Origin of the sequence: Roseomonas genomospecies 6 (genome assembly GCF_008365375.1) — a bacterium.
Classification (GTDB): Bacteria; Pseudomonadota; Alphaproteobacteria; order Azospirillales; family Azospirillaceae; genus Azospirillum.
Window position 1 is genome coordinate 360,977 of record NZ_QOKW01000001.1, and the last position, 19,722, is coordinate 380,698.

The window sequence follows — 19,722 nt, forward strand, 5'->3', positions numbered from 1 at the left end:
AACCGTTTCGATTGAAAATGGCGGAGCGTCACGAAATTACGCCGGACCGCATGATTGACGCATATCAATGTGCGCACTCAACCCCCGGCCAAGATGCCGCGGTCACAACGACCGGCTTCCCCGCGTGAGGGCGCGCGCATGTGTCTCGGCATTCCCATGCAGGTTCTGGAGACCGACGGCTTCACGGCGCGCTGCGCCGGCCGCGGGGAGGAACGGCGCGTCAACGTCATGTTGATCGAGGAGGTGCCGGAAGGCGGCTGGGTGCTGGTCCATCTCGACCGCGCCGTCCGCGCTCTGGAAGAGGACGAGGTGGAGCCTTTGAACCGCGCGCTGGACGCCATCCTTCTGGCCGCGAAGGGGGAGAATGTGGACCACCTGTTCGCCGACCTGACGGGAAAGGTGGAGGCGTGATCCCCGGCGGCCCCGAGGCAGGCTTCGCCGCCGACGCCCGCCCCGCCTGCGGGTCCTGCGGCGCGGTCTACGATCCCGCGGCGGGCGATCCGGGGCGGGAGGTCCCGCCGGGCACGCCCTTCGGCAGCCTGCCGGACTATTGGCGCTGTCCGGGCTGCGGCGGCGCGCAGCATGGCTTCACCGTCCCGGAGGCACCGGGCGCCGATCCCATGGAGGCGCGCGTCGCGGCGCTGACCGCCAGCTACCGCCTGATCGCGGAGCGCGACATGGTGGGCGTTCCCATTTGCAACGCCGCCCTGTCGGTGGAGGCGGTCGGCTTCCGCCCCCATGGGCCGGGCTGGATCGGCTGCGTCATCGCCCCCTGGTTCCTGAACGCGATCCTGATCCCGCGCGATCCGGCACTGTGGGCGGGCCTGCGCGACGGCGACAAGACGGAGGTGGCGCTGCCCTCCGGCGCCTACCGCTTCACGGCGGCGCGGCTGGGGGTGCTGGGTACGCTGGCGGTGATCCCGCTCGCCTCGGCCATGAACGTCTTCACCGATCAGCAGGACGCCCGCGCCGCCGCCGTCCTGGCGCTCGACCACCTGATGCGGGAACCGCAATCCGAGAATCGGCCCGTGGAGGACGCGGAGCCGCCGAAGCCCGCCCAGTCCCGGCCCACCGTGTCCCGCCGCTCCCTGTTCGGGGGTGGGCGCCGATGAGCGTGGCGGGCGCCGGCTTGGAGGGGGCCGTTTCGGTGCGGCTGGAAACCGTGCGCGGGCGGGTGCGCGCCGTGTCGGTGGCGGTCCGCCGCCCCGCCGCCGCCCGCGCGCTGTGCGGTCGGACGCCGGAGGAGGCGATGCGCCTCGTGCCGCTGCTGTTCAGCCTGTGCGGCACCGCCCAATCGCTGGCCGCGGCGGAGGCCCTGGAGGGCGCGCTCGGGCTGGACGGACGTCCACACGCCGCCGCCCGCGCCTTGCTGGCCGATGCGGAAACCGCGGCGAACCACGCGTGGCAAGCCCTGATGGAATGGCCCGCGAGGCTGGGCGAGGCGCCGCAACCCAAGGCGCTGGCCGGGCTGCGCGCCGCCGCCGCCGCGATCCATCCGGCGCTCTACCCGGCCCGCGACGGGCTGCGTCCGGGCGGCGGCTCCCTGCGGCCCGACCCTGCGGCCCTGACCGCCACCGTCGCGGCGCTGCGTCACGAGGTGATGCGCACCGTCTTCGCCGGTCCTGCGCCCACCGATGCCGCGGAATTGGAGCGCTGGGCCGACCGGGGCGAGTCGCCTGCGGCCCGGCTGATGCGCCGTGCCCTGGCGCCGGACATGGCGGGGTTCGGAGCCTGCTGTGTGCCCGCGCTGGAGGCTCACCCCGCAAGCTGGTTCGGCGAGCGGCTGTCCGCCGATGCCGGCTTCGCGGAGACTCCGCGCCAGGACGGTGCCCCGGCCCACACCGGCCCGCTGGCCCGCCAGAGCGCTCATCCGCTGGTCGCCGCTCTGCTGGCCGCGCACGGCTCCGGTCTCGCCGCGCATGTCGCCGCCCGGCTGGTCGAGTTGGCCGGTTTGCCGGACCGCATGACGGCCTGTGCGGAGCGCCTTGAGAATGCCGACGCCGATACGGGCACCGCCCGCCACGGCGAGGGAAGCGGTGCGGTGGACACGGCGCGCGGGCGCCTTGCCCACTGGGTGCGGCTGGAGGATGGCCGCATCGCCGATGCCCGCATCGTGGCGCCGACCGAATGGAACTTCGCCGCCGACGGGCCGCTGGCCCAGGGTTTGGCCGCTGCGGCGGCGGACGCTGCGCTGTCGGAGCGTGCTGGCCTGCTGGTCATGGCGCTGGACCCCTGCGTGGCGTCCTCCATCGCGATCCGGGAAGGGAACTGACCCATGCACGAGCTGGCGCTCAGCCAGGGCATCATCGACGTGATCCGCGATCAGGCCGCGGCCCAAGGCTTCACGCGGGTGAAGACGGTGCGGCTGGTCATCGGCGCCCTGTCCCATGTCGAGCCGGAGGCCATCGCCTTCGGCTTCGACGCGGTCAGCCGCGGCACCATCGCGGAGGGGGCCGTCCTGGACATCGAACGCCCGCCGGGGCAGGCCTTCTGCCTGTCCTGCGAAAAGCCGGTCCCACTGCCCGAGCGGTCGGACCCCTGCCCCGACTGCGGCGGCCACCAGCTCGTGGTGACCGGCGGCGAGGAAATGCGCGTCAAGGAATTGGAGGTGGAGTGATGTGCACGGTCTGCGGTTGCGCCGAAGGCGAAACGAACATCGAAGCCGGCCACGCGCACGGCCATCACCATCATCACCACCAGTATGGTCATGACCATCATCATCACGACCACAGCCACGAGCATGTCGGCCCGGACGGCAAGGTCTACCGGCACTCGCATGGCCACGGGCATGACCACGACCACGGCACCATCGACCTCGGCCGCGGCCCGGCGGGGACGGAGGTGCCGGGGATGTCGCAGACCCGGCTGGTCGCCATCGAACAGGACATCCTCGCCAAGAACGACAGCTTCGCCGCCGTGAACCGCCAATTGTTCGCGGCGAAGGGCGTGTTCGTCCTGAACCTGATGTCCAGCCCCGGTTCGGGCAAGACGACTCTGCTGACCCGCACGCTGACCGACCTGAAGGGCCGCTTCCCCATGGCGGTGATCGAGGGTGATCAGCAGACCTCCTTCGACGCCGACCGCATCCGCGCCACCGGAACCCCGGCCATCCAGGTCAACACCGGCAAGGGCTGCCACCTGGACGCCCAGATGGTCACCCAGGCGGTGGGGCGCCTGCCGGTGGAGAATGGCAGCGTCCTGTTCATCGAGAATGTCGGCAACCTCGTCTGCCCCGCCGGCTTCGACCTGGGCGAGGCGCACAAGGTCGTCGTCCTGTCGGTGACGGAAGGGGAGGACAAGCCCCTGAAATACCCGGCCATGTTCGCCGGCGCCGATCTGCTGCTGGTCAACAAGGTGGACCTTCTGCCGCATCTGACCTTCGACGTCGCGCGCATGATCGGCTACGCCCGCCAATTGAAGCCCACCCTGCGCGTGATCGAGGTCTCGGCCACCGGCGGGCAAGGGCTGGAGGACTGGTACGGCTGGATCGAAGAGGGGCTTGCGAAGGCGGTCGCCGCGCGGTGAAGCGGCTGCGAGTCCGGGTCCGTGGGCAGGTGCAGGGGGTCGGCTTCCGGCCCTTCGTCCATGGGCTGGCGCACCGCTTCGCCCTGACCGGCTGGGTGCTGAACGACGGGGACGGCGTGCTGGCGGAGGTGCAGGGGGCCGAACCGTCACGCCTTCTGGCCGCGCTGGCGGCGGAGGCTCCGCCGCTGGCGCGGATCGACGCGATTGAATCCGAAGAGCAATCCGCCCGCCCCGGCGAGACCGGTTTCTCCATCCTGGCGTCGCGGGGCGGAGCGGTCACCACCGGGATCGCTCCCGACGCCGCGGTCTGCCCCTCCTGTCTGGCCGAACTGTTCGATCCCAAGGACCGGCGCTACCGCTATCCCTTCCTGAACTGCACCCATTGCGGGCCGCGCTTCACCATCACGCGCGCCCTGCCCTACGACCGGCCCCAGACCGCCATGGCGGGGTTTGCGCTGTGTCCGGACTGTGCCGCCGAGTATGCCAACCCGACCGAACGCCGGTTCCACGCCCAGCCGACCGCCTGCCCGGCCTGCGGCCCGCGCCTGTCCCATTCCATCGAAGAGGTGCTGGCCGCGCTGTGCGGCGGTCGGATCGTGGCGATCAAGGGGCTGGGAGGCTTTCATCTCGCCTGCAACGCCTTCGACGCGGCGGCGGTGGAACGGTTGCGGGCGCGTAAGCAGCGCAACGGCAAGCCTTTCGCCCTGATGGTCGCGAATGCGGCCTCCGCCGAGCGCTTCGTGGCGGTGGACGCGGCGGAACGGGCGCTGCTGGAGGGGGTGGCACGGCCAGTGGTGCTGTTGCGGCGGGGGGGCGAGGCCCCCACCCAAACCCTCCCCACCGCCATCGCCCCCGGCCTCGCCTGGCTGGGCGTCATGCTGCCCTACACGCCGATCCATCATCTGCTGTTCCACGAGGCCGCGGGGCGCCCCGAGGGCACGGCGTGGCTGGAGCAGCCGCAGGACCTCGCCCTGGTCATGACCTCCGCCAACCCCGGCGGCGAGCCGCTCGCCATCGGCAACGCGGAGGCGCAACGGCGGCTGGCGGGCATCGCCGATCTGATCGTGGACCACGACCGTGACATCCTGATCCGCGCCGACGACAGCGTGATGCGGGTGGTCGCCGGGGCACCCGCCTTTCTGCGGCGGGGCCGAGGCCATGTGCCGGTGCCCATCCGCCTGCCGCGCGCCGGTCCGCCGGTCCTGGCGGTGGGCGGGCATCTGAAGACCACGGTCTGCCTGACGCGCGGCGACGAAGCCTTCCTCAGCCAGCACATCGGCGACCTGGACAACGCCGCGACCCTGGATTTCCTGGAAGAGACCGTCGCGCATCTGCGCCGCATCCTGGCGGTGGAGCCTGTGGCCGTCGCCCACGACCTGCACCCCGATTTCCAAAGCACCCGCTTCGCCGACTCGCTCGGCCTGCCGACCGTGGCGGTGCAGCATCACCACGCCCACGTCGCCGCCGTCCTGGCCGAACATGGCATGGACGGACCGGCGCTCGGCCTCGCGCTGGACGGGTTCGGGCTGGGGGCGGACGGCGGGTCCTGGGGCGGCGAGATGCTGCTGGTGGAGGGTGCGCGCTTCACCCGTCTCGGCCATCTGGCGCCGCTGGCCCAGCCGGGCGGCGACGTGGCGGCGCGCCAGCCCTGGCGCATGGGGGCGGCGGCGCTGGCCCGCATGGGGCGCGGTGCGGACATCGCAGTGCGCTTTGGTGCCTGCGGTCCGGCGGAGGGCGTGCGGCGGATGATCGAGGCGGGCGTCAACGCGCCGCCCACCAGCTCCTGCGGGCGCTGGTTCGATGCCGCCTGTGGGCTGCTGGGCGTGCGCGCCGCCTCTTGCTTCGAGGGGGAGGCGCCGATGGCTCTGGAATCGCTGGTCCGCAGCCCCACGGTGCTCGACGGCGGCTGGCGGATCGACGGCGGCGTGCTGGACCTCACCCCCCTGCTGGAAAGTTTGTTGCAGATCAATGCGCAGGACGGGGCGGACCGTTTCCATGGCACCCTGGCCGCGGCGCTGGTGGAGTGGGCGATGCCCGAGCTGGCGGCGCGCGGCCTGGACCGCGTCGCGCTGTCGGGCGGCTGCCTGATGAACGCCGTCCTGGCGGAGGGGCTGAGCGCCGGATTCGCGGCGCGCGGTGTCACGGCGCTGCTGCCGCGCCGGGCACCGGCCAACGACGGCGGGTTGAGCCTGGGGCAGGCCTGGGTCGCCGTTCAACATCGGATTCAGGAAGGACCGACCCCATGTGCCTCGCCGTCCCTGCCCGCGTGATCGATCTTCTGGAGGACGACCGCGCCACCGTCAGCCTGGGCGGGGTGAGGGTCGCCTGTTCCCTGGCTCTGGTCGAGGGAGTGGCGGTGGGCGACTATGTGATCGTCCATGTCGGCTACGCCCTGTCCAGGCTCGACCCGGAGGAGGCGGAGCGCACGCTGGCCCTGCTCGCCGAAACCGGCACCCTCCCCGCTTTCGACGCCGCCTGAATCCGGACCCCGCCATGACCGACCGCCGCCTCTTCACCCGCAAACTCGACCTCGCCCGGGGCACCGTGGACATGAGCCACGGGTCGGGCGGCAAGGCCATGGCCCAACTGGTGCGGGAGCTGTTCGCGGCGGCCTTCGCCAACCCGCTGCTCGACCAGGGCAACGATCAGGCGGCCTTCGACCCGCCCGCCGGGCGCATGGTCGTGACGACCGACGGCTTCGTCGTCTCGCCCCTGTTCTTCCCCGGCGGCGACATCGGGTCGCTGGCGGTGCACGGCACGGTGAACGATGTCGCCATGGCCGGCGCGGTGCCGCTTTATCTGACAGCAGGCTTCATCCTGGAGGAAGGTTTCCCGCTGGCCGACCTGAAGCGGCTGGTGGACAGCATGGCCCACGCGGCGCGGGAGGCCGGCGTGTCCATCGTCACCGGCGACACCAAGGTGGTGGAACGCGGCAAGGGCGATGGCGTGTTCATCACCACCACCGGCATCGGCGTCGTGCCGCCCGGAGTCGCCCCATCCGGCGAGCGGGCGCGGCCCGGCGACGCGATCCTGGTCAGCGGCACCATGGGCGACCACGGCGTCGCCATCATGTCCACCCGCGAGAATCTCAGCTTCGAGACGGACATCCGGTCGGACAGCGCGGCGCTGCACGGGCTGGTCGCCGGCATGGTGGCGGCGGTGCCGGACGTGCATGCGCTGCGCGACCCGACCCGCGGCGGTCTGGCGACGACGCTGAACGAGATCGCCCACCAGTCCGGCGTCGGCATGCTGCTGCGCGAGGCCGACATCCCGCTGCGGGCGGAGGTCGCCGCGGCGTGCGAGCTTCTGGGTCTCGACCCGCTCTATGTCGCCAACGAAGGCAAGCTGATCGCCATCTGCGCGGCGGAGGACGCGGACCGCCTGCTGGCCGCGATGCGCGCCCACCCGCTGGGCGCCGACGCCGCCATCGTCGGAACGGTTGTGGAGGACCCGCACCGCTTCGTGCAGATGGAGACGCGCTTCGGCGGCAAGCGGATCGTCGATTGGCTGTCCGGCGAGCAGCTTCCCCGCATCTGCTGAATCCGGCCCGCTTCCGACGGAGCACCCCGTTCGCCCGCCCGGCGCCGCCCGGCGTACCGCGATGGTTCTGCGGCGGATCAGCCCCGCCGGGGGACCCCGGACGCGCCTCAGGCGTTGCCTCCCCCGGAAGGCGGTCTTTTTCCCGCCAGCCGATTTGTCAGTACGGGGGATCAATGGGTATTCCGCAGTCCATCCAGTTGGGTACTGCACCGCTGGAGCCAGACGCGCTTGCCGGCACGGCCTCCGCCGCGGAGCTGGTCGCGCGTCTGCCGGTCACCGCGCCGCTGCACCGCAACCGGGTGAAGCGGGCCTTCGACCTCGTGGGGGCGGTCGGGTTGATCCTGTTGTTCGGGCCGCTGATGCTGATCGTCGGGCTTCTCATCACGCTGGACGGCGGTCCCGCGGTGTTCGGGCATCGCCGCATCGGGGCGGAGGGGCGGGACTTCACCTGCCTGAAGTTCCGCTCCATGGTGGTCAACGCGCCCGAGGTCTTCGAAAAGCTGATGGAATCCGACGCGGAGGCCCGCACCGAATGGGAATCCACGCGCAAGCTGCGCAACGATCCCCGCATCACCTGGGTGGGCCGCTTCCTGCGCCGCACCAGCCTGGACGAGTTGCCGCAGCTCTTCAACGTGCTGTCCGGCGACATGAGTCTGGTCGGCCCGCGCCCCATCGTGCAGGAGGAGGTTGCGCGCTACCACGCCTGCTTCCCCTTCTACACGCGGTGCCGCCCCGGGCTGACCGGGCTGTGGCAGGTCAGCGGGCGCAACGACGTGGATTATGGCCGGCGCGTCCAGCTCGACACCGCCTATCTGCTGGGCTGGAGCCTGTGGGGCGACATCCGCATCCTGCTGCGCACGGTCGGCGTGATGCTCAGCGGAAAAGGTGCCTATTAAGGCGTAGAATCCCCGCGCCGCCACACTCCCCCGCCCGGAGAATGGCGGCGCGGGGGACGGAGACACATATCCTATCCTGTTCGAAGCGCGAGGGTCCGCACCGCCAGGGGGGCAGGATTTGAGATTGCCTGGGCAACGTGCTAGGTTGCGGAACGACGACCGGAGGGACCGGCCGGAAGGCCATGCCGTGCCGTTCGAAAGCACATACGCACCGGCCTTGAGCGTCCGGCAGGCGAAACCCCTGGTACAACAAGGCTTGCAGTCGCGTTGATGGCTTTGATTCCGCCGGCCGGGCCGGCCTGTCGAGAGGGGCGCAGGATGGCGAAACTGCTGGCGGCGCTGTTGCTGCTGATGGTCGCGATGGGACCCGCTTGCGCGGTCGCCCCCGCGTCCCGCGCCGACGTCAGCATCGCGCTGGACCATTACCGGCAAGAATTCGCGAAGGCCAAGGGCACCGCCACCCTCCCCTCCCCGGCGGACCGCAATTATCTGCTCTTCTCCGATGTCCTGCGCCGCGTCCTGGCGGAGCATGTGAAGCCGGGTACCCCCCAGGTGCTGGTCGAAAAGGCCGTCGCGGGGCTTCAGAAGAAGAAAAAGGAGGAGCCGGGGGCCAACGACCGCGCCATGACGGAAGCGGCGCTGGACGCGATGCTGACCTCCCTCGACCCCTATTCGGCCTTCCTCGATTCGGAGCATTTCCGCTACATGCGGGAGCAGACCCAGGGCGAGTTCGGCGGGCTGGGAATCGAGGTGACGATGGACGAGGACAGCGGGCTGATCCGCGTGGTGTCGCCCATCGACGGCTCCCCCGCCGCCCGCGCCGGCCTGCGCACCGGCGACCTGATCGCCAAGATCGACGAAGCGCAGGTGAAGGGCATGAATCTGCGCGACGCGGTGGCCCGCATGCGCGGCCCGGTGGGCACCTCCGTGGCCCTGACCATGCGCCGCAACGGCGGCGGCGGCGGCGGCGGCGGCGCTGCGAACGGCGGCCCCGACGCGCCTTTCCGCGTGTCGCTGACCCGCGCCATCGTGAAGATCCAGCCCGTGCGGTATCGGTTGGAAGGCGACGTCGCCTACATCCGCATCGCCGCCTTCAACCAGCAGACCTCCCACGCGCTGGACGAGGCGATCGAGGACATGCGGCGGCAAGCGCACGGGCGGCTGGCCGGGGCGGTGCTGGACCTGCGCAACAACCCCGGCGGGCTGCTCGATCAGGCGGTGAACGTCGCCGACCGGTTCCTGGAGGCGGTGGACATCGTGTCGGTGCGCGGGCGCGATCCGGACGAGAACCGCCGCTACACCGGCACGCCGGGCGACCTGCTGGCCGGGCTGCCCATCGTGATGCTCGTCAACAGCGGTTCGGCCTCGGCGTCGGAAATCGTGGCCGGCGCCCTTCAGGATCACAGCCGGGCGCTGCTGTTCGGAACGCGCAGCTATGGCAAAGGGTCGGTCCAGACCATCTCCTCGCTGTCCGGCGACATCGGCATCCGCCTGACGACCGCGCGCTATTTCCGGCCGTCGGGCGGGCTGGTCGATTGCTTCGGCGTGTCGCCGAACCTGGAGATCAAGCCGGCCAACGACAACAGCGAGGAAACCCACCCCGACCCGGCGACCTGCGACCCGCACGCCACCCCGCCGCCGCCGCCGCGCGCGTGGCGGATCGAGGATCTGTGCCCGGACGTCGCCGCCGCCCCGTCGAAGCCGGATTCCGACCGCCCGCTGGACTGCGCCGTCGCCGCCATCCGCACGCGCCTGATGGGAACGCTGATCGGTCGCCCCTGACGGCCCGACGACAGCGACAAGGGCGCCGACGACAACGGCAGCGCGGCCGATCGGAAGCAGGACAAAAAAAGCCCTCCGTTCGCAGTGAACGGAGGGCTTTTTCTTTGTGCCCACCAACCGTCGTCGGACCCTATGGGCGGGCCGGGACGGTAGGGGAAATGGTGCTTACTTCCGCGGCCAGACGCATGGGGTTGGGTCCGCCCCGCCCCCACACGCTTGGCTGTTCGACGTCAGACCACTTCGACGCGCTGCGCTTCCGGACCCTTGACGCCCTGGCGGACGGTCACCCGCACCTGCTCGCCGTCGGCGAGCACGTCCAGGCCCGAACGCTCCAGGGCGCGGATGTGGACGAAGATGTCCTTGCCGCCCGTGGACGGGGCGATGAAGCCGAAGCCCTTGGACACGTTGAACCACTTCACGGTGCCGTCCACCGTCTCCTCGGCACCGCCGCCGTAGCTGTCGCCGCCGCCGTAGCCACCGCCGTAGCTGTCGCCGCGCGGGGCACGGGCCGCCGCCGGACGCGGGGAGGCGCTGGCGGTCGAGGTGTCGACGTCGTGGATCGTGGCGACCTGCGGGCCCTTCGGGCCGCGGGACATGTCACAGGTGATGGTGGCACCTTCGGGCAGGCTGTCGTGTCCGCAGAACTGCAGAACCGTGGAATGCAGGAAGGCATCCGGCGAGCCGTCTTCGGGCGTGACGAAGCCGAAGCCCTTCGTCGCGTTGAACCACTTGACGGTGGCGCGGATGTTGCGCTGGGTGATCTCGGGAGCGCGGAAGCTGTTGCGCTGCGGACGGTCGAACATACGTGGTCTCATCTGTCGTGATAGGCCATGCCCCAACCGGCGGGACATGGCCTACCGAAGATGATCCGTTCCGCCGCGCTTTTCAATTGAGATCGCGCGTGCCGGAAAGAAAGATTCGGCAAAAATCCGGCCGACGGCCGCCCGGCGGCATCCGGGCGACCAAAAATATCGCAATTGCCTCGAGAATCGGCGCAACGCCCATCAAATCACGGTCCGTGAGGACCCGCCCGTCAGGAACGGGACTTCAGGCCGCCCCGCAGCACTTCTTGTACTTCTTGCCGCTGCCGCAGGGGCAGGGGTCGTTCCGTCCGACCTTGGGGCCGCTGCGCGGGCGGGCACCCAGCGTGCCGTCCACATAGAACCAGCGACCGTCCCGCTTGGCGAAGCGGCTGGTCTCGTGATGCTTCTGCGGCTTGCCGTTCATGGTGAAGTGGGCGACGAACTCCACCACGCCCTCCTCGTCGTCCACCCCGCCGGCCTCGGTGGCGCGGACCTCGAGGCCGGTCCAGACGCTGTTGGCCGCCCAGGTCTCGATCTCCTTGCGGTCGAAATCCTCGCGGGTGTCCGGCAGCAGCGTCTCCTGGAGATAGTCGATCTTCCCGCAGGCGAAAGCCGAGTAGCGCGACCGCATCAGCGCCTCGGCGGTCGGGGCCGGCGCGGTTCCGTCCAGATAGGGGCCGCAGCAGGCGTCCAGGGCCTTGCCGGACCGGCAGGGGCATTCGGTGGTGGTGGCGGTGGTCATGACTTCCGGCCTCTCGATTTGAGGGCGCCATGCATAGCGCAGCCGGCGGCGTCCGCCAAGCATCACCGCGACCATAAATCGCCTGATCGGGGCCTGCATTCGCGCTACCCTGCGCGGAACGCGGGCGGCCTGCCCGAACGGATGGAAGCGGCGATGACCAGCAGCGGACCCGAGATCCCCACGCGGCACATTCCCGCGGACACCCTGCTGGTCCGCCAGGGCGAGGCCGGCGACTGCGCGTGGCTGATCCAGTCGGGCGAGTTGGAGGTGCTTCTGGACGGCCCGGACGGCCCCCGCCGCCTGGGCACCGTCGGGGCCAACGCGATCGTCGGGGAAATGGCGCTGCTGGACGACGGGCTGCGAAGCGCCACGGTGCGCGCCCTGACGCCGGTCGAGGCGGTGGTGCTGTCGCGCGACACCTTCCGCGCGCTGCGCGGACGCTGCCCGCCCTTGGCCGCCTATCTGCTGGAAAGCCTGGTCGCCGCGATCCGCCGCAGTTACGGCCTGCCTCAGCCCGAACGGCAGGACGGGGGCGCCGGCATCCGCTCCACCGACTCCTTCGCCACGGTGACGGACCGGCGCCTGTTCCGCCTGGGGCACAGTTTCTTCCGCCAGGGTGATGCCGGGACGGCGGCCTATCTGATTCAGTCGGGCTCGGTCAGCGTCCGGCGCGACGGCGCGGAACTCGGCGTGCTGGGGCCGGGACGCATCTTCGGGGAACTCGCCCTGCTCGCCAACCGTCCCCGCGCCGCGACCGTCGTTGCGCTGGAGCCCACGGTCTGCGAAATCATCCGCAAGGATCAGTTCGCCAAGGCCATCGAGACGATGCCGCCCATCCTGCGCTCCCTGACGCGCATCTACATCGAGCAGCTTTCCGGCGGACGGCTGCTGCTGCCCTCCTCCTCCGAATCCGCAAGACAAGCCCTCCCATGACCGTCAGAGCCACCCGCGTCAAATCCCCGCGCAAATCTCCCGTCTCCCGGCCCGACCTGTCCTTCGAAACCGCCCTGGGCCAGGGGCGGCTGGTCTGCGGCATCGACGAGGTGGGGCGAGGCCCGCTCGCCGGTCCGGTCGTGGCCGCCGCCGTGGTTCTGCCGGCGGGCGGCCTGCCGGACGCGCTGGCCCGCGCCATCAACGACAGCAAGGCGCTCAGCCTGCGCACCCGCGAGGCTCTGGAACCGGAAATCCGCGCCCACGCCCTGGCGGTCGCCTTGGCCGAGGCCAGCCCGGCGGAGATCGACGCCATCAACATCCACAAGGCCACCCTGCTGGCCATGAAGCGCGCCTACGAGGCGCTGCCCGGCGAACCGCCCGCCGTCGCGCTGATCGACGGGAAGTTCAAGCCGGACCTGGCCTGCCTGATGGAGGCCATTGTGAAGGGCGACGGGCGCAGCCAATCCATCGCCGCGGCCTCCATCGTCGCCAAGGTGGCGCGCGACCGGGAGATGCTGCGTCTGGCGGAAATCCACCCGCAGTACGGCTGGGACCGCAACGCCGGCTACCCGACGCCGGAGCATCTGGAGGCGCTGCGCCGCCACGGCGTGACCCCCCATCACCGAGTCACTTTTGCACCAGTCCGCGCCCAAAAAGAACGGGCCGGCTGACCGACGCGACTCCGGCGCAAGAAATCAGTTGACGGCGACTCGGCGGCGAATCATTGTCCGGATGACTGATTCGCTGTTTTGGTTTCGTCAATGCTCCCCCTGAACAAAATTCTCGTGGGCGATTGCATCGCCCTCATGAATGAAATGCCGGCTGAATCGGTGGACCTTGTCTTTGCCGATCCGCCCTATAACCTCCAACTGGGGGGCGAACTCTTGCGCCCGAACCATTCTCGTGTCGACGGGGTGGAAGAGGACTGGGACAAGTTCGAGGATTTCGAGACCTACGACCGCTTCACGCGGGACTGGCTCGCCGCCGCCCGCCGCATCCTGAAACCCGAGGGATCGTTGTGGGTGATCGGCAGCTACCACAACATCTTCCGTGTCGGCGCCACGCTGCAGAATCTGGGCTTCTGGATTCTGAACGACATCGTGTGGCGCAAGACCAACCCGATGCCGAATTTCCGCGGCACGCGCTTCGCCAACGCGCATGAGACCATGATCTGGGCCTCGCGCGAGAAGGACGCCCGTTACCGCTTCAATTACGACGCCATGAAGGCGCTGAACGACGATCTGCAGATGCGCAGCGACTGGCTGCTGCCGATCTGCAACGGCGCGGAGCGCCTGCGCGACGAGGACGGCCGCAAGGCCCACCCCACGCAGAAGCCGGAATCGCTTCTCTACCGGGTCATCCTCTCTTCTTCCCGCCCCGGCGACACGGTGCTGGACCCCTTCTTCGGCACCGGCACGACGGGCGCGGTGGCGAAGCGGCTGGGCCGCAACTGGATCGGGCTGGAGCGCGACCCGACCTACGCCAAGGCCGCCACCGCCCGCATCGACGCGGTGGAGGAGGCGCCGGACGCCGCCGTTCTGGACACCCCGCCGAAGCGGTCCGCCCCGCGCATTCCCTTCGGCTGGGTGGTGGAGCGCGGCCTGCTGCGCCCCGGCACGTCCCTGTTCGACCTGCGCCGCCGGGTGGTCGCCCGCGTGCGCGCCGACGGCACGCTGATCGGGGCCGGTCCGCGTGGCGAGCATCGCGGTTCCATCCATCAGGTGGGTGCGGCCATGGCCGGCCTGCCGGCCTGCAACGGCTGGACCTTCTGGCACTATGAGGATGGCGGCGACCTGCGCCCCATCGACGTGCTGCGCGAGCGCATCCGTTCCGAAGCCACCGCCTGACCCGGCGCGGGGCGGCCCTGGGCGCCGCCCCGCACCCGCGGGTTCGGCATCGGAGCCTTCCATTTACCGCCGCCTGCATGTCTTGGCAGGACACCTGCATGCCTTGGCAGGACAAGGGCGGCGTGATAGGCGTGTGCGCCATGAACAAGCTCTTCGCCACAGTCACCGCTCCGGCACCCCGTTCGGCCCCGGTGGCGCTTTCCACCCGTTGTTTCGTGCGCGATCTGGTCATGGATTCACTGATCGGCGTCTATGCCCACGAACGGGTCAAGCCGCAGCGCGTCCGTCTGAACCTCGACCTGGAGGTCGCCGCCCCCGGCGTCACGGGTGAGGACATGGCGGCGGTGGCGAAGGGTCTGGTCAGCCAGGGCCATGTCACCCTGATCGAGACGCTGGCGGAGCGCATCGCCGAGCGCTGCCTCGCCGACGAGCGGATCGCCGCCGTCAAGGTGCGGGTGGAGAAGCTGGACGTCTTCCCGGACGCCGCCAGCGTCGGCGTCGAGATCGAGCGCGCCCGGGCCTGAGCTTTCAAGCGGGTTCCGCGACGGGGACCGCGACGCGCCCCGCCGTGACGGCGGGCGGCGCCAAGGGCGCCGCGGCCAGCGGCAGATCGATGGTGAAGCGGCAGCCGGCCCCCGGCTGCGACGCCACGGCGATGCGCCCGCCCAACGTTCCCGTGACGATGTTGTAGACGATGTGCAGGCCGAGCCCGCTGCCGCCTTCGGCGCGGCGCGTGGTGAAGAAGGGCTCGAAGATGCGCTCGATGTGCTCCGGCGGAATGCCGCGGCCATCGTCGGTGAAGTCCAGAACGACGGCGGTCGCTCCGGCGGGGCGCACGGCGATGGCGATGGTGCCCGGCGCGTCGGGCCGGAAGGCGTGCAGCAGCGCGTTGATGACCAGATTCGACACGACCTGGGACAGCGCGCCCGGGTAGCTGTCCATGACCAGCCCGTCCGGGCAATCCAGGGTCACCCGGTGGCTGGTGCGTTTCAGTTGCGGGGCCAGGCTGCCCAGCACCCCGTCCAGATAGCTGCGCAGCTCGAAGGAGCGCCGTGCTTCCGACGTCTGGTCCACGGCCACCTGCTTGAAGCTCTGCACCAGCGTGCAGGCGCGGTCGAGATTGCCGAGGATGATCGACGATCCCTCCTCGATCCGCTCCACGAACTCCTCCAGGTCGCGGCGGCGCAAGGCCCCTTCCGAGACGGCGACGCGGAACTGGCGCGCCTGCTCCGAAAGGTAGCTGGCGGCGGTCACGCCAATTCCGACGGGTGTGTTGATCTCGTGCGCCACCCCGGCCACGAGCGCGCCCAGCGAGGCGAGTTTCTCCGCCTGCACAAGGCTCTTCTGCGTCTGCTGAAGATCGCGCAGCGCGCGTTCCGCCTCCTCCTTCGCGGCGACCAGCGCCTTCTCGGCGTATTTGCGGGCGGAGATGTCGTGCAGCGCCACGAACATCGACTCCACGCCGTCGTAATCCATCGCCACGGCCGACAGGACACCCCAGAAGGGACGGCCTTCCGCGGTCTTCAGCCGCGTTTCGAGGTCGGGCAGCCGCCCGCGGCGGAACGCGTCGCCGGCGACGCCGCCCCAGTCGATCCCATCCTCCAGGAAATCCGGCACGGCGCGATCCAGCAGGGCGGGGCCGGAAATCTCCAGAAGGTCGGCGGTGGGGGCGTTGGCGAACAGGATGCGCCCGTCGGCTCGCCGGGCGATGACGATGGGAAACGGCGAGGATTGCAGGATGGTGTTCAGCCGCCCCTCGCTCACCCGCAAGGCCGCGGTCTGCACATGAAGCGCGCTCAACGCTCCGGCGAAACGCTCCACCGCCTCGCCGATGCGGTCGAACTCCTCCAGCGAGGCAGGCGGCAGCGTCACCGGGCGCGGGTCCCGCTGCAGGGCCTGCAGCGTGTCGCTGACGCGCAGGACCGGCGCCACCACATGGCGGCGCAGCAGGGCCGTCACGATGCCCAGAAGCACTATGGCCGCGGCGATCCCCGCGACCCCGGTCCACAGCCCGCGCCAGCCGTCGGCGACGATGCGGTCGGTCATGCCCAGAGTGGTGGCGGCGGCGTCGCCGCTCAGGCTGTCGGCCAGCGTCTTCAACTGGCGATAGGCCAGATCGCTGTCCTGCCGCACCTGGGCCAGCACGGTCAGGCGTCCCCGGTGCAGATCGGTCACCGTCCGCGCCGCCGCGAAGCGGTCCAGAATGGCGACGAGCCGGTTTGGCTGAGCGGCCGGACCTGTCCCCGCTCCTCTTCCCATGGCCGACAGCCCGCCCAGCAGGGCCTGCTGGTTGCGCAGCAGCCCGAGGATCTCGATGTCCACCATGGCGAGCTGCTCCGCCGTTTCGGTGGCCGCGGCCTGCCCGTAAAGCCGGCGCAGATGGTACAGGTTGCTGAGGAAGGCATAGTCCTGCACCGCCTTGTCCGGTTCCGCCAGCAGCGCGGTGGCGAGCGAAAGCGCGTCGTCCACCCCGGCCATCTGCTCGCGGATGCTGCCGGACAGGGCATCGATCAGATCGGCGCGGTGGTTGCTGCGCCGCACCGCGTTCAACGCGCGGTCCAGCTTGTCCAGAACGCCGGCCTCGACCACCAGGGCGAACCGGCTGGCCAGCGCCTCCACCTCGTCCAGGGCGGCGGCGCGGCGGGTGCGGTCGCGGCTGTTCAGGATCACTTCGGCCAACCGGCTCAACTGCGCGGCGGTCAGGGCGTCGCGGTGCTGGGCGCCGATGCGCGGCACGGTGACGTTGCGCGCCTCCTCCGCGATGTCCACGATGCCGACGAAGGCCGACCCCACGACCGCCGTCAGGGTGCCCAGGACCAGAACGACGACAGCGGCCAGAATCATCGCCACCGCCTGAAGACGGGGCTTTCGTCCCCTGCGGCCGTCTTCGCAGACCGCCGGCGCGGCGGGCCGGGACGTCGCGCCGTCGGCCACGGCTTTCACGGCGACCGCCGCGCCGGCCGCCGCCACGATGTCCGCTACCGCGATGTCTCCCGGCTCAACGGGGCCCTGATCGTCCATGTCACCGTCCCGGCGCACCTTGCGGGACACACCCCATCCGCGGAGACACTCCTTTGGATGCTTGGTCGCCTCTCTGCGCACGCAAGGGTAAAGTAGCCCGATCCGGCGTGCTTGCTCCAGGCGATTTTCCAAAAACCGGAGCGGCTTAGCACCGCAGGTCAAAGATTGGCGGCTGCGATAACCGAATGCGGCACCGGGCGCGCGGCGATTTCCTGGATCAGCTTCTGCCGGAGCGCTTCGACGAAGCTGCTCCGGTCCATTGCCGTCTTCACGAAACTGTTCACGCCGCCGACGACGTTTTCCTGGTAATACTCTTCAAGCCAGGGGAACTCGTCCAGGATGGCCAGGGCGTTGATGGTGATTCCCTGCCGCTCGGCACGGTCCCGGGCGCCCGCCGGGTCCGGGCCGCTGTTGGAAAAGCCGTTCGACACGATGTCGATGACCTTGCGCGGCGCGTCGAACCCGTTGCCGGCGAACAGCTTCGCCGACTCCCCGATGGCGTTTCCCAGCGCCGTCGAGTCCCCCTGGAAGCCGCGCGGCGCCTTGTCGATCCGCTCGGCGAAGGCGGCCACCTCCTCCGCGCTGGTCAGGGCGCTCCAGGGCACCAGGACGCGCAGGTTTCGCGGTCCGGAGAAGACGACCAGCGTCGCCGCCATGCCCCCCGCCGTCACCGCATCGCTCACGTCCGGGTCGCGGAAGGCGGCCGCGTGCCCCTGCAATTGGAACTCCAGGTCCCCGTCGGTGATCGAGGCCGATCCATCCACGGCCAGAACCAGTTCCAGCGCCACCCGGCGTCCGGCGGGCGCGGATGGGCTCGGTTTCGTCTTCGCTTTCGGCTCCGCCCGCAGGGGTCCGGCAAGCCACGCACCGGCCAGGAAGGCCGGCAGGGCCAGGATCGTCCGCCGCCTCATGATGCTCCGTCCATCGTTCTCTATGCGTGGGCCAGCGCGTGGCGCACCACCTTCATCATGACGGAGGGAAGGGCCTGCCCGCCCAGCCGGTCCACCGGAACCCACACCCCCTCGGCCTTCCGCCAGCCGTCGCCGGCCTTGGCCGCGACCACCCCAAGTTCGAGGTGAAAATGGCTGAAAGTATGGCGGACCACGCCCGGCAGGCTGCGCCAGGGAAGATCCAGGGGCGCCGACGCGGCGACCTCCGTCTCGGTCGGGGCGTGCCCCGCCCAGGGGGTCGAGGGCACCTCGGTCATGCCGCCCAGCAGCCCGTCCTCCGCCCGGCGGCGCAGCAGCACGGCCCCGTCCGGGTTCAGCAACCAGAAGGCGACGCCGCGCCGGGTCGGCTTGTCCGCCTTGGCGGCCTTGCGGGGAAGCTGCTCCTGGATGCCGGCGGCACGGGCGGCGCACCAGTCCGACCAGGGGCAGAGCATGCATTTCGGCTTGCGCGGCGTGCAGACGGTGGCGCCCAGGTCCATCATCGCCTGGGCGTAGTCGCCGGGCCGCTCGTCGGGCGTCAGGATGGCGGCCAGCGCCCGCAGCTTCGGCTTCACGCCGGGAAGCGGCTCCTCCACCGCGAAGACGCGGGAAACCACCCGCTCCACATTGCCGTCCACCACGGTCGCCTTGCGGCCGAAGGCGATGGACGCGATCGCCGCCGCGGTGTAGGCGCCGACTCCCGGCAGCTCCAGCAGGGCCACCTCCTTGTCGGGAAAGCGCCCGCCCCGCTCCGCCACCACCGCCTGCGCGCATTTGTGAAGGTTGCGCGCCCGCGCGTAGTAGCCGAGCCCCGCCCAGGCCACCAGCACGTCATCCAGCGGAGCCGCCGCCAGATCCCGCACCGTCGGCCAGCGTTCCGTGAAGGCGCGGAAATAGGGGGCCGCGGCGGGCACGGTGGTCTGTTGCAGCATGATCTCCGACAGCCAGACCCGGTAGGGGTCGGCCACTTCCCCCGGCTTGGCCCGCCAGGGCAGGTCGCGGCGGTTGTGATCGTACCAGGAGAGCAGCCGTGGGGCGGCGTCCTTGGGGGCATTGCGGAGAGGCGTCGTCATGGCCGCAAGACATAGGACGGACATGGCGGCCGATAAAGGGGCACCGGTTTCAGCCCCATGCCGGGGGCGCTGGCGGAAGGCCGCCCGCTTGCGCTAGGGTGCGCGGACCATCACCAGGAAGCCCCTTCATGAACGGACCGCGGCGAATCGGTCAGACCGTCCCCGAGGTGGCCGGCAAGGCGCTGGGCAAGCGCGGGCTGGCCTTCGGCTCGCTCATCAACGACTGGCCGTCCATCGTCGGCCATCAGTTGAGCCTACGCACCGCCCCCGACAAGCTGAGCTTCCCGCGCGGCAAGCGGGAGGACGCCGTCCTGCACATCCGCGCCATGGGCGCCATCGCGCTGGAGCTTCAGCATCTGGAGCCGCAGATCGTGGAGCGGATCAACAGCTTCTTCGGTTACCGCGCTGTGGCGAAGATCAAGCTGATCCACGCCGCTCCCGTCTCCATGCCGAAGCCGGCGGTGCGCCCGCGCGACCTGACCATGGACGAGGAGCTGTCGGTGATGACCACCGCCGCCACCGTCGAAGACGAGGAATTGCGGGCCACGCTGGAGCGATTCGGGCGGTCGCTGCTGGCCCGCCCCCGCCCCGCGCCGCGGCGCCGCTGAGCGTCGTCCGCCCGCCCCTCGGG

At 70.5% G+C, this 19,722-nt stretch carries 20 protein-coding genes; 15 read left to right on the forward strand and 5 right to left on the reverse strand.

Annotation, left to right across the window (positions count from 1 at the left end; translation table 11 throughout):
• Positions 1-138 precede the first annotated feature (138 nt).
• From DS843_RS01705 to DS843_RS01750, 10 genes are all read left to right on the forward strand, one after another.
• Positions 139-411 (forward strand): HypC/HybG/HupF family hydrogenase formation chaperone, encoded by a 273-nt coding sequence (locus DS843_RS01705; protein ID WP_149467160.1) that lies wholly within the window; start codon positions 139-141, stop codon positions 409-411.
• A complete protein-coding gene (gene hybE / locus DS843_RS01710; RefSeq protein ID WP_149467161.1) occupies positions 408-1,112 on the forward strand; it encodes a [NiFe]-hydrogenase assembly chaperone HybE in 705 nt (234 codons plus the stop codon). The genes DS843_RS01705 and hybE overlap by 4 nt, the downstream gene beginning before the upstream one ends.
• A complete protein-coding gene (locus DS843_RS01715) occupies positions 1,109-2,272 on the forward strand; it encodes a nickel-dependent hydrogenase large subunit (protein ID WP_149467162.1) in 1,164 nt (387 codons plus the stop codon). Before hybE ends, DS843_RS01715 begins: the two co-directional genes overlap by 4 nt.
• A gap of 3 nt (positions 2,273-2,275) precedes the next feature.
• Positions 2,276-2,617, forward strand: coding sequence for a hydrogenase maturation nickel metallochaperone HypA (gene hypA, locus DS843_RS01720; protein WP_149467163.1), 342 nt, complete (start codon positions 2,276-2,278; stop codon positions 2,615-2,617).
• Entirely contained in the window at positions 2,617-3,525 is a 909-nt protein-coding gene (gene hypB, locus DS843_RS01725) for a hydrogenase nickel incorporation protein HypB (RefSeq protein ID WP_149467164.1), read from the forward strand. The genes hypA and hypB overlap by 1 nt, the downstream gene beginning before the upstream one ends.
• The gene (hypF, locus tag DS843_RS01730; RefSeq protein ID WP_149467165.1) at positions 3,522-5,795 is read left to right on the forward strand and encodes a carbamoyltransferase HypF; all 2,274 of its coding nucleotides are present in this window, start codon (positions 3,522-3,524) and stop codon (positions 5,793-5,795) included. The genes hypB and hypF overlap by 4 nt, the downstream gene beginning before the upstream one ends.
• A complete protein-coding gene (locus DS843_RS01735) occupies positions 5,768-6,004 on the forward strand; it encodes a HypC/HybG/HupF family hydrogenase formation chaperone (protein ID WP_149467166.1) in 237 nt (78 codons plus the stop codon). The genes hypF and DS843_RS01735 overlap by 28 nt, the downstream gene beginning before the upstream one ends.
• Before the next feature lie 14 nt (positions 6,005-6,018).
• Positions 6,019-7,065 (forward strand): hydrogenase expression/formation protein HypE, encoded by a 1,047-nt coding sequence (gene hypE / locus DS843_RS01740; protein ID WP_149467167.1) that lies wholly within the window; start codon positions 6,019-6,021, stop codon positions 7,063-7,065.
• 173 nt (positions 7,066-7,238) lie between these two features.
• Entirely contained in the window at positions 7,239-7,961 is a 723-nt protein-coding gene (locus DS843_RS01745) for a sugar transferase (RefSeq protein ID WP_149467168.1), read from the forward strand.
• Positions 7,962-8,279: 318 nt separating this feature from the next.
• The gene (locus DS843_RS01750) at positions 8,280-9,743 is read left to right on the forward strand and encodes a S41 family peptidase (RefSeq protein ID WP_149467169.1); all 1,464 of its coding nucleotides are present in this window, start codon (positions 8,280-8,282) and stop codon (positions 9,741-9,743) included.
• Between the two features lie 230 nt (positions 9,744-9,973).
• Here DS843_RS01750 and DS843_RS01755 read toward each other — a convergent pair whose 3' ends face one another.
• Together DS843_RS01755 and DS843_RS01760 are read right to left on the reverse strand one after the other, a co-directional pair.
• Entirely contained in the window at positions 9,974-10,546 is a 573-nt protein-coding gene (locus DS843_RS01755; RefSeq protein ID WP_149467170.1) for a cold-shock protein, read from the reverse strand.
• Between the two features lie 244 nt (positions 10,547-10,790).
• Complete coding sequence (locus tag DS843_RS01760) at positions 10,791-11,288, reverse strand: YchJ family protein (RefSeq protein ID WP_149467171.1); 498 nt, start codon at positions 11,286-11,288, stop codon at positions 10,791-10,793.
• 153 nt (positions 11,289-11,441) lie between these two features.
• Here DS843_RS01760 and DS843_RS01765 point away from each other — a divergent pair, with 153 nt between their 5' ends.
• The 4 genes from DS843_RS01765 (at position 11,442) to DS843_RS01780 (ending at position 14,592) form a co-directional block, all read left to right on the forward strand.
• Positions 11,442-12,221: a cyclic nucleotide-binding domain-containing protein gene (locus DS843_RS01765; protein WP_286191878.1), complete on the forward strand. Its 780-nt coding sequence runs from the start codon at positions 11,442-11,444 to the stop codon at positions 12,219-12,221.
• The gene (locus DS843_RS01770; RefSeq protein WP_149467173.1) at positions 12,218-12,892 is read left to right on the forward strand and encodes a ribonuclease HII; all 675 of its coding nucleotides are present in this window, start codon (positions 12,218-12,220) and stop codon (positions 12,890-12,892) included. Before DS843_RS01765 ends, DS843_RS01770 begins: the two co-directional genes overlap by 4 nt.
• A 90-nt stretch (positions 12,893-12,982) precedes the next feature.
• On the forward strand, positions 12,983-14,068 hold the full coding sequence (locus tag DS843_RS01775) for a site-specific DNA-methyltransferase (protein WP_149467174.1): 1,086 nt from the start codon (positions 12,983-12,985) through the stop codon (positions 14,066-14,068).
• A 140-nt stretch (positions 14,069-14,208) separates the two neighbouring features.
• Positions 14,209-14,592, forward strand: a complete 384-nt coding sequence (locus DS843_RS01780; RefSeq protein ID WP_286191879.1) for a dihydroneopterin aldolase — start codon at positions 14,209-14,211, stop codon at positions 14,590-14,592.
• 4 nt (positions 14,593-14,596) lie between these two features.
• Here DS843_RS01780 and DS843_RS01785 read toward each other — a convergent pair whose 3' ends face one another.
• From DS843_RS01785 to mutY, 3 genes are all read right to left on the reverse strand, one after another.
• Positions 14,597-17,089, reverse strand: coding sequence for a sensor histidine kinase (locus DS843_RS01785; RefSeq protein WP_149467175.1), 2,493 nt, complete (start codon positions 17,087-17,089; stop codon positions 14,597-14,599).
• Between the two features lie 158 nt (positions 17,090-17,247).
• A complete protein-coding gene (locus tag DS843_RS01790; protein ID WP_149467176.1) occupies positions 17,248-18,000 on the reverse strand; it encodes a DUF1194 domain-containing protein in 753 nt (250 codons plus the stop codon).
• Between the two features lie 20 nt (positions 18,001-18,020).
• Positions 18,021-19,091, reverse strand: a complete 1,071-nt coding sequence (gene mutY / locus DS843_RS01795; RefSeq protein ID WP_149467177.1) for an A/G-specific adenine glycosylase — start codon at positions 19,089-19,091, stop codon at positions 18,021-18,023.
• Between the two features lie 128 nt (positions 19,092-19,219).
• Here mutY and DS843_RS01800 point away from each other — a divergent pair, with 128 nt between their 5' ends.
• Entirely contained in the window at positions 19,220-19,699 is a 480-nt protein-coding gene (locus DS843_RS01800) for a DUF721 domain-containing protein (protein ID WP_149467178.1), read from the forward strand.
• Positions 19,700-19,722: the final 23 nt, after the last annotated feature.

Excerpts from the sequence above, each read along its gene's own strand:
- DS843_RS01715 (WP_149467162.1), top strand. The coding sequence starts at position 1,109 with ATGAGCGTGGCGGGCGCCGGCTTGGAGGGGGCCGTTTCGGTGCGGCTG.
- DS843_RS01735 (WP_149467166.1), top strand. The coding sequence starts at position 5,768 with ATGTGCCTCGCCGTCCCTGCCCGCGTGATCGATCTTCTGGAGGACGAC.
- hypE (WP_149467167.1), top strand. The coding sequence starts at position 6,019 with ATGACCGACCGCCGCCTCTTCACCCGCAAACTCGACCTCGCCCGGGGC.
- DS843_RS01770 (WP_149467173.1), top strand. The coding sequence starts at position 12,218 with ATGACCGTCAGAGCCACCCGCGTCAAATCCCCGCGCAAATCTCCCGTC.
- DS843_RS01755 (WP_149467170.1), bottom strand. The coding sequence starts at position 10,546 with ATGTTCGACCGTCCGCAGCGCAACAGCTTCCGCGCTCCCGAGATCACC.
- DS843_RS01780 (WP_286191879.1), top strand. The coding sequence starts at position 14,209 with ATGAACAAGCTCTTCGCCACAGTCACCGCTCCGGCACCCCGTTCGGCC.
- DS843_RS01790 (WP_149467176.1), bottom strand. The coding sequence starts at position 18,000 with ATGAGGCGGCGGACGATCCTGGCCCTGCCGGCCTTCCTGGCCGGTGCG.
- DS843_RS01800 (WP_149467178.1), top strand. The coding sequence starts at position 19,220 with ATGAACGGACCGCGGCGAATCGGTCAGACCGTCCCCGAGGTGGCCGGC.
- DS843_RS01760 (WP_149467171.1), bottom strand. The coding sequence starts at position 11,288 with ATGACCACCGCCACCACCACCGAATGCCCCTGCCGGTCCGGCAAGGCC.
- DS843_RS01775 (WP_149467174.1), top strand. The coding sequence starts at position 12,983 with ATGCTCCCCCTGAACAAAATTCTCGTGGGCGATTGCATCGCCCTCATG.
- mutY (WP_149467177.1), bottom strand. The coding sequence starts at position 19,091 with ATGACGACGCCTCTCCGCAATGCCCCCAAGGACGCCGCCCCACGGCTG.
- DS843_RS01785 (WP_149467175.1), bottom strand. The coding sequence starts at position 17,089 with ATGGACGATCAGGGCCCCGTTGAGCCGGGAGACATCGCGGTAGCGGAC.
- hypB (WP_149467164.1), top strand. The coding sequence starts at position 2,617 with ATGTGCACGGTCTGCGGTTGCGCCGAAGGCGAAACGAACATCGAAGCC.
- DS843_RS01705 (WP_149467160.1), top strand. The coding sequence starts at position 139 with ATGTGTCTCGGCATTCCCATGCAGGTTCTGGAGACCGACGGCTTCACG.
- DS843_RS01750 (WP_149467169.1), top strand. The coding sequence starts at position 8,280 with ATGGCGAAACTGCTGGCGGCGCTGTTGCTGCTGATGGTCGCGATGGGA.
- DS843_RS01745 (WP_149467168.1), top strand. The coding sequence starts at position 7,239 with ATGGGTATTCCGCAGTCCATCCAGTTGGGTACTGCACCGCTGGAGCCA.
- DS843_RS01765 (WP_286191878.1), top strand. The coding sequence starts at position 11,442 with ATGACCAGCAGCGGACCCGAGATCCCCACGCGGCACATTCCCGCGGAC.
- hypA (WP_149467163.1), top strand. The coding sequence starts at position 2,276 with ATGCACGAGCTGGCGCTCAGCCAGGGCATCATCGACGTGATCCGCGAT.